The sequence below is a fragment of the Pseudomonas onubensis genome (assembly GCF_965653655.1).
GTDB lineage: Bacteria > Pseudomonadota > Gammaproteobacteria > Pseudomonadales > Pseudomonadaceae > Aquipseudomonas.
Genome location: NZ_CBFHAZ010000166.1, coordinates 1 through 7,974, shown reverse-complemented (window position 1 = coordinate 7,974; position 7,974 = coordinate 1). Strand labels below are relative to the sequence as shown.

At 61.1% G+C, this 7,974-nt stretch carries 6 protein-coding genes; all 6 read left to right on the top strand.

All coding sequences use genetic code 11. The features are described 5' to 3' along the window. Positions 1–378: 378 nt before the first annotated feature. On the top strand, positions 379–660 hold the full coding sequence (locus ACTD9P_RS28835; protein WP_003417019.1) for a peptidylprolyl isomerase: 282 nt from the start codon (positions 379–381) through the stop codon (positions 658–660). A 130-nt stretch (positions 661–790) separates the two neighbouring features. Continuing rightward, positions 791–2,653, top strand: coding sequence for an extracellular solute-binding protein (locus ACTD9P_RS28830; RefSeq protein ID WP_438870313.1), 1,863 nt, complete (start codon positions 791–793; stop codon positions 2,651–2,653). Then, positions 2,653–3,711 (top strand): microcin C ABC transporter permease YejB, encoded by a 1,059-nt coding sequence (locus ACTD9P_RS28825; protein WP_438870312.1) that lies wholly within the window; start codon positions 2,653–2,655, stop codon positions 3,709–3,711. Before ACTD9P_RS28830 ends, ACTD9P_RS28825 begins: the two co-directional genes overlap by 1 nt. After that, complete coding sequence (locus ACTD9P_RS28820) at positions 3,711–4,733, top strand: ABC transporter permease (RefSeq protein WP_056859498.1); 1,023 nt, start codon at positions 3,711–3,713, stop codon at positions 4,731–4,733. Before ACTD9P_RS28825 ends, ACTD9P_RS28820 begins: the two co-directional genes overlap by 1 nt. Positions 4,734–4,743: 10 nt before the next feature. Beyond that, complete coding sequence (locus tag ACTD9P_RS28815) at positions 4,744–6,315, top strand: ABC transporter ATP-binding protein (RefSeq protein ID WP_200433916.1); 1,572 nt, start codon at positions 4,744–4,746, stop codon at positions 6,313–6,315. Positions 6,316–6,460: 145 nt separating this feature from the next. Further along, on the top strand, positions 6,461–7,867 hold the full coding sequence (locus ACTD9P_RS28810; protein WP_438870311.1) for a sigma-54 interaction domain-containing protein: 1,407 nt from the start codon (positions 6,461–6,463) through the stop codon (positions 7,865–7,867). Positions 7,868–7,974 lie beyond the last annotated feature (107 nt).

Here is a 7,974-nt window from a genome sequence, read left to right as displayed (position 1 = left end):
GGTCAGTTGATTCATCTGTCACTGACCCACCGCATTCGCGAGCAAGCCCGCTCCCACATTTAGACCCAGTTGCATCAGCTAGACAGGCTTTTGATTTGCAATTGATCTGGCTTTTGCTTCAACCACTCAGGTCGGCTTTCAGGCCGCCGTGCTGTAGATTTTGATCTTAATCTGCTTTTGATCTGAGACGCCCCGTTAACCACGATGGCCGAACGCAGGCTTGAATCCGTGGCTAACCCGGCAGGACGCCGGGTTAGCCGTTACCGCAGCAACGGATATGTACTCAATCACCCCAACCCACCACAAGATGGAACTTTGCCAACAAAAAACCGCCTGAATCCGGTAGGCTCACCCTTTTTACTTCAAGGAGTTACCCCCATGGCCAAAGCCACCGCCCGCCACATCCTCGTTTCCTCCGAAGACAAGTGCAACGAACTCAAGGCCCAGATCGAAGGCGGCGCCGATTTCGCAGAAATCGCCAAAGCCAACTCCAGCTGCCCATCCAGCCGTCAAGGCGGTGACCTGGGTTCGTTCGGCCCAGGCCAGATGGTCAAGGAATTCGACACCGTCGTCTTCAGCGCCCCGGTCAACACCGTGCAAGGCCCGGTAAAAACCCAGTTCGGCTACCACCTGCTGGAAGTCACCAGCCGCCAGGACTGATCCTGTCTGCACTGATGCTATAAACAACGGCCCGCCTTTTGGTGGGCCGTTGTGCATCAGGTGACGGGCACCCCATAAGCCGTTAACGTACAAATCCCTATTACTATTCACCCGGCGCTCAAGGCTGATAATGCGATTGGTTTTTTCCACAAAACTCTTCAGCTCCACCCTGGCCCTGCTACTGGCCAGCACCGCCGTGATCGCGGCCCCGCAAGCCTACCTTACGGTATACGGCGAGCCGGCCAAGTACCCCACCGGCTTCACTCATTTCGACTACGCCAACCCCAGCGCCCCCAAAGGCGGCAGCCTGCGACGCTCAGCCATCGAAATCGGGCGCTTCGACCATGTGTTGCCGTACATAGACAAAGGCATCGGAGTCTCCCAGGTCGACGGCTGGCTCTACGCCCCGCTGGCCCAGCGCTCCCTGGATGAGCCCTACACCGTCTACGGACTGGTCGCCGAAAAAATGGAACGCGCCGACGACGGCCTGTCACTGCGCTTCTACCTCAACCCCAAGGCACGCTTTGCCGATGGCACGCCGATCACCGCCGAAGACGTGCGCTACAGCTTCGACCTGCTAATGACCCAAGGCAGCCTGCGCTTTCGCACGCTGTTTGCCGACGTCAAGCACGTCGAAGTCGAAGGCGAGCGCCAGGTGCGCTTCGACTTTTCCAGCAATGAAAACCGCACCCTGCCCCTGGATATCGCCACCCTGCCGGTGTTCCCCGAGCATTGGTGGAAAACCCGCGACTTCGCCAACGGTGGCGGCTACGAAGCACCGCTGGGCAGCGGCCCGTACAAAATCAGCAAGATCGACTCCGGCAGCACCATCACCTTCACCCGCGACCCCGACTGGTGGGGCAAGGACTTGCCCGTCAGCCGTGGCCTGTACAACTTCGATCACCTGAGCCTGGAGTACTTCGGCGACACCGAGGTGGCCCGCCAGGTGCTGCGCGGCGGCGCCTATGACTTCAACCGCGAGTTCTCCGCCACCGGCTACTCTATCGGCTACAACGGCCCGGCCCTCGACGATGGCCGCCTGCAACGTGCGCACTTAGCCAAAGAGATGCCGCAACCGGCCCAGGGCTATGTGTTCAACGTGCAAAAGCCGATGTTCAAGGACCGCCGCGTGCGCCAGGCGCTGGCGATGCTGTGGGACTTCGAATGGGCCAACCGGCAGATGATGCGCAATATGTACATCCGCCAACAGAGCTTCTTCTCCAACAGCCCGCTGGCCGCTAGCCAACCGCCGACCCCAGAGGAACTGGCGATTCTTGAGCCACTGCGCGGCCAAGTGCCGGACGAAGTGTTCACCCAGGTGTTCAAGGCGCCGGTCACCGACGGCAGCGGCATGATCCGTGACAAACAGCTGCAAGCCCTGGCGCTGCTGGAAGCCGCCGGCTGGAAACCCAAGGGCGACAAGCTGGTCAACGCCGACGGCGAGCCGCTGGAGTTCACCTTCCTCAATGCCCAGGCCGGCCTGGAACGCCTGTTGCTGCCGTACAAACGCAACCTGGCGCAGATCGGCATCACCCTGAATATCCGCCGCATCGACTCTTCGCAGTACGTTAACCGCTTGATGGCGCGTGATTACGACATGATCGTGATCGGCTTCCCGGTCACCACCTCGCCAGGTATGGAGCTGTACAACTATTTCGGCTCGCAGGCCGCCTACGACCCAGGCGCGAACAACTACATGGTGCTTAAAGACCCCGCCGTCGACACCCTGATCAGCGGGCTGGTCAAAGCCAACACCCAGGCGCAGATGCTCACCTATGCGCATGCGCTGGACCGCGTGCTGCAATGGAACTACCTGTGGATCCCCAACTACTACCCACCCGGCACCTCGGCCGCGTGGTGGAACCGCTTCGGCCGCCCGGCCATCGAGGCCAAGAACGACGAAGCGCTGGAAACCTGGTGGGAAATCAGCCCCACACCACTGACCAATGAACAGATGAACGCCGAGTTGAAAAAACGCGGAGGAACGCGCTGATGTTTGCCTATATCGTGCGGCGCCTGCTGCTGATCATCCCCACGCTGGTGATCATCCTGCTTGTCAACTTCGTGATCGTGCAGGCCGCGCCCGGCGGCCCGGTGGAACAAGCCATTGCCCACCTGCAAGGCATCGGTGGCGGCGGTATCGGTGGTGGTGGCGGCGAAGCCGTCAACGGCTCGCGCGCCAGCCGTGGCCTGGACCCCAAATTGATCAAGGACATCGAAAAACAGTACGGCTTCGACAAGCCCGCGCCGGAACGCCTGTGGCTGATGCTCAAGAACTATGCCCAGCTGGACTTCGGCAACAGCTTCTTTCGCGGCAAAAGCGTGATAGACCTGATTCTGGAAAAAATGCCGGTGACCATTTCCCTCGGTTTATGGGCCACCTTGATCACCTATCTGGTGTCGATCCCCTTGGGGATTCGCAAGGCCGTGCGCCACGGCAGCAGCTTTGACGTGTGGAGCAGCACCGCAATTGTCATCGGCTATGCCATGCCGGCCTTCCTGTTTGCGATGTTCCTGATCGTGCTGTTCGCCGGTGGCACTTCGCTGAACTGGTTCCCGGTGCGCGGGCTGGTCTCGGAGAACTTCGACGAACTCAGCACAATCGGCAAAATTGCCGACTACTTCTGGCACCTGGTGTTGCCCGTCACCGCGTTGGTGATCGGCGGTTTCGCCACGCTGACCATCCTCACCAAAAACTCATTCCTCAATGAAATCACGCGCCAATACGTGGTCACCGCCCGCGCCAAGGGTTTGAGTGAACGGCGTGTGCTCTACGGCCATGTGTTTCGCAACGCCATGCTGCTGGTGATCTCGGGGATTCCCCAGGCCTTTATCAGCGTGTTTTTTGCCGGTTCCCTGCTGATCGAGGTGATCTTTTCCCTCGATGGCCTGGGCCGCATGAGTTACGAAGCCGCCGTGTCGCGTGACTACCCGGTGGTCTTTGGTTCGTTGTTTATCTTCACCCTGTTCGGGCTCTTGATAAAACTCATCGGTGACCTCTGCTACACCCTGGTGGACCCGCGTATCGACTTCGCCGCGAGGAATGCCTGATGCTTAATCTGTCTCCGGTGGCCCGTCGACGTTTCGAGCGCTTCAAGAAGAACCGCCGCGGTTGGTGGTCGCTGTGGCTGTTTATCGGCCTGTTTATCCTGACCCTGGGCGGCGAGTTGATCGCCAATGACAAACCTTTGGTACTGAGCTTCAAGAACGAACTGTATTTCCCGGTGTTCAAGCGCTACACCGAGCAGCAGTTCGGCGGCCAGCTGCCCTTCCAGGCCGACTACCGCAGTGACTACGTGCAAAAGCTGATCAAGCAGGACGGCGGCTGGATGTTGTTCCCGCCGATCCCGTTCAGCGATGACACGCCCAACTACGAACTGACCCGCCCTGCCCCCAGCCCGCCCTCGACGGTGAACTGGCTGGGCACCGATGATCAATCCCGCGATGTGCTGGCGCGCGTGATCTTTGGCGCACGGGTGTCGATCCTGTTTGCCCTGGCGCTCACCGCCATCAGTGCCGCCATCGGCATTGCCGCCGGCGCGTTGCAGGGTTACTACGGCGGCTGGGTCGACCTGCTCGGCCAGCGCATCCTCGAAGTATGGTCCGGGTTACCGGTGCTGTACCTGCTGATCATTTTGTCCGGTTTTGTCGAGCCAAATTTCTGGTGGCTGCTGGGGATCATGGCGCTGTTTTCCTGGCTGGCCCTGGTGGACGTGGTGCGCGCCGAGTTCCTGCGCGGGCGCAACCTGGAATACGTCAAGGCTGCGCGCGCCTTGGGCCTGGGTGACGGCAAGATCATTCGCCGGCATATCCTGCCCAATGCCATGACCGCCACTTTGAGCTACCTGCCGTTTATCCTGACCGGGGCGATTTCGACCCTGAGCGCCCTGGATTTTCTCGGTTTCGGCATGCCCGCCGGCAGTGCGTCCCTGGGCGAGCTGATCGCCCAGGGCAAGCAGAACCTGCAAGCACCCTGGCTGGGCCTGACGGCGTTTTTCACCCTGGCGCTGATCCTGTCGCTGCTGGTTTTTATCGGCGAGGCATTGCGTGATGCCTTCGACCCACGCTCATGAGTAATTGCGTATGAACCTGATCGAGATCCGCGACCTTTGCGTCGCCTTCAACGGCCAGACCGTGGTGAGCAAACTGTGCCTGGACGTGCGCCCTGGAGAATGCCTGGCATTGGTCGGCGAGTCGGGTTCGGGCAAGTCGGTGACCGCCCATTCGATTCTGCAATTGCTGCCCGAGGCTGGCACGCACACCACCGGCTCGGTGAAATATCGCGGCCAGGAGCTGATCGGCGCCTCGGCGGCCACCTTGCAAAAGCTGCGCGGCAACCGCATTGCGATGATCTTCCAGGAGCCGATGACCTCGCTCAACCCGCTGCACAGCATCGAAAAGCAGATCGGCGAAACCCTGCTGCTGCACAAGGGCCTGGGTGGCAAGGCGGCGCAGGCGCGCATTCTGGAACTGCTCGAACTGGTGGGCATCCAGAAACCCCAGGAGCGCCTCAAGGCTTACCCGCATCAACTCTCCGGCGGCCAGCGCCAGCGAGTGATGATCGCCATGGCCCTGGCCTGCGAGCCGGAACTGCTGATTGCCGACGAACCCACCACCGCGCTGGACGTGACCGTGCAACGCAAGATCCTGCTGCTGCTCAAGTCCTTGCAACAACGCCTGGGCATGTCGCTGCTGCTGATCAGCCATGACCTCAACCTGGTGCGCAGCATTGCCCAGCGCGTGTGCGTGATGCGCGCCGGGGAGATTGTCGAGCAGGCCGACTGCGAGACGCTGTTCACGGCGCCGCAACACCCGTACAGCCGCTTGCTGCTGGATGCGGAACCCGCTGGCGATGCGCTGTGCAGTGATGAACGCGAAACCGTGTTGCAAGTTGACGACCTGAGCGTGCAATTCCCCCTCGGCGGCGGGCTGTTCAGGCGCAAAACCTGGCTGCGCGCAGTCGACGGCATCAGCCTTAGCGTGCAACGTGGCAAGACCCTGGGGATTGTCGGCGAGTCCGGCTCGGGCAAATCCACCCTCGGCCAGGCCATCCTGCGCTTGCTCGATTCCACCGGCAGCATCCGTTTTCAGGGCGAAGCCCTCGACCCGCTGAACAACCAGCAGATGCGCCCATGGCGCAAGCAGATGCAGGTGGTGTTCCAGGACCCGTTCGGCAGCCTCAGCCCGCGCATGTCGGTGCAGCAGATCATCAGCGAGGGCCTGGAAGTGCATGCGCCCTGCAGCCTGGCCGAGCGTGATGCGCAAGTGGTCCAGGTGCTCAAGGATGTGGGGCTCGACCCCGAAAGCCGCCACCGTTACCCCCATGAGTTTTCCGGCGGCCAACGCCAGCGCATCGCCATCGCCCGCGCCCTGGTGCTTAAGCCGGCACTGATGCTGCTGGACGAGCCGACCTCGGCCCTCGACCGCACCGTGCAGAAACAAGTGGTGGCGCTGTTGCGTGAACTGCAGGAAAAATACGGCCTGACCTATCTGTTTATCAGCCACGACCTGGCGGTGGTGCGGGCCATGGCCCACGACATGATCGTGATCAAGGACGGCAAGGTGGTGGAGCGCGGCGCAAGCCATGTGGTGTTCGACGCGCCGCAACATCCTTACACCAAAGAGCTGCTGGCTGCGGCGCACATTCCCTTGTAGGAGCACTCTCTCCCCTGTGGGAGCGGGCTTGCTCGCGAAGGCGGCGTGTCAGCCAATACATCCGGCACTGATACACCGCTTTCGCGAGCAAACCCGCTCCCACAGGATCGCGACTCCACCCTCCATTGGTGTTGACGGCATAAATATGAACATCAGCGACAGCCTCAAGGACTACCAGCAGGTTCGCGGCCTGGCCATCCAGTCGCTGTTCGAGATCATCGAGCAGTCCAGCGAAGGCACGGTGATTGTCGATCGCGACGCGAATATCGTGTGGATGAACGAGCGCTACGCCAAGCGTTTCGGCCTTAAAAGCGCGGATGAAGCCATCGGCCAGCCGTGCGAGCAGGTGATTTCCAATAGCCTGTTACGCCAAGTGGTGCGCAACGACCAGCCGATTCTGCTGGATATCCAGGACACACCCAAAGGCCCCTTGGTGGTGATGCGCCTGCCGATCCACGATGACGCAGGCGCGGTGATCGGCGCGATCGGGTTTGCGCTGTTTGATGAGCTGCGCAACTTGTCGCCGCTGATCGAGCGCTACCTGAGCATGCAGCAGGAGCTGGCCTCCACCCGTTCGCTGTTGCGTTCACGCCAGAGCAAATACAACTTCGCGCATTTTATCGGCACCAGCGCGGCCAGCCTGGAAGTCAAACGCCGGGCGCGGCGCAGTGCGAGTGCCGAGTCGCCAGTGTTGCTGCTGGGTGAGACCGGCACCGGTAAAGAGCTGTTGGCCCAGGCCATCCATGGCGCATCAACGCGCGCCCATAAGGCGTTTGTCAGCATCAACAGCGCGGCCATTCCCGGCGACCTGCTCGAAGCCGAGTTCTTCGGCACTGCACCGGGCGCCTTCACCGGTGCCGACCGCAAAGGCCGCCCCGGCAAGTTGCAGATCGCCCAGGGCGGCACGCTGTTCCTCGATGAAATCGGCGACATGCCGCTGCCGCTGCAAAGCAAGCTGCTGCGCGTGTTGCAGGAAAAGGAATACGAACCGGTGGGCTCCAACGAGATGGTGCACAGCGACGTACGGGTGATTGCCGCCACGTCCATGGACCTGGAAGCGGCGATCAAACGCGGCGAATTCAGGGCGGATTTGTATTACCGCTTGAACGTGCTGCCGATCCAGGTGCCACCATTGCGTGAGCGGCTGGAGGATATCCCGGCGTTGAGCGAAGCGATTCTTGAAGAGCTGCGCAGCCAGCATGAGCTGGACCGCGAAGCCTTGGCGTTGCTGGCGCAGCATGCGTGGCCAGGCAATATCCGTGAGCTGCGCAACGTGCTGGAGCGCGCGGCGTTGTTGAGTGATGACCTGGTGCTGGATGCCGAGGAAATTCGTGCGGCGATCGGCACGTTCAGCCCGGTGGCCCGTGGGCGGGTGGAATCAGTCGAGGGCGAGACGTTTGCAGCGGCGCGGGAGCGCTTTGATCGGCAGGTGATTGCGGCGGCACTCAAGGCCTGTGAAGGCAATGTGGTAGAGGCGGCCAAGCGGTTGGGGCTGGGCAGATCGACCCTGTACAAAAAAATGGTGGCATTGGGCGTTATGCAATCTCAATAAAGAGACACAAATCTCACTATAAAGACAATCTAATGTGGGAGCGGGCTTGCTCGCGAATGCGGTGGTTCAGCAATAAATTTACTGGCTGATACACCGCTTTCGCGAGC

Excerpts from the sequence above, each read along its gene's own strand:
- ACTD9P_RS28810 (WP_438870311.1), top strand. The coding sequence starts at position 6,461 with ATGAACATCAGCGACAGCCTCAAGGACTACCAGCAGGTTCGCGGCCTG.
- ACTD9P_RS28815 (WP_200433916.1), top strand. The coding sequence starts at position 4,744 with ATGAACCTGATCGAGATCCGCGACCTTTGCGTCGCCTTCAACGGCCAG.
- ACTD9P_RS28835 (WP_003417019.1), top strand. The coding sequence starts at position 379 with ATGGCCAAAGCCACCGCCCGCCACATCCTCGTTTCCTCCGAAGACAAG.
- ACTD9P_RS28820 (WP_056859498.1), top strand. The coding sequence starts at position 3,711 with ATGCTTAATCTGTCTCCGGTGGCCCGTCGACGTTTCGAGCGCTTCAAG.
- ACTD9P_RS28825 (WP_438870312.1), top strand. The coding sequence starts at position 2,653 with ATGTTTGCCTATATCGTGCGGCGCCTGCTGCTGATCATCCCCACGCTG.
- ACTD9P_RS28830 (WP_438870313.1), top strand. The coding sequence starts at position 791 with ATGCGATTGGTTTTTTCCACAAAACTCTTCAGCTCCACCCTGGCCCTG.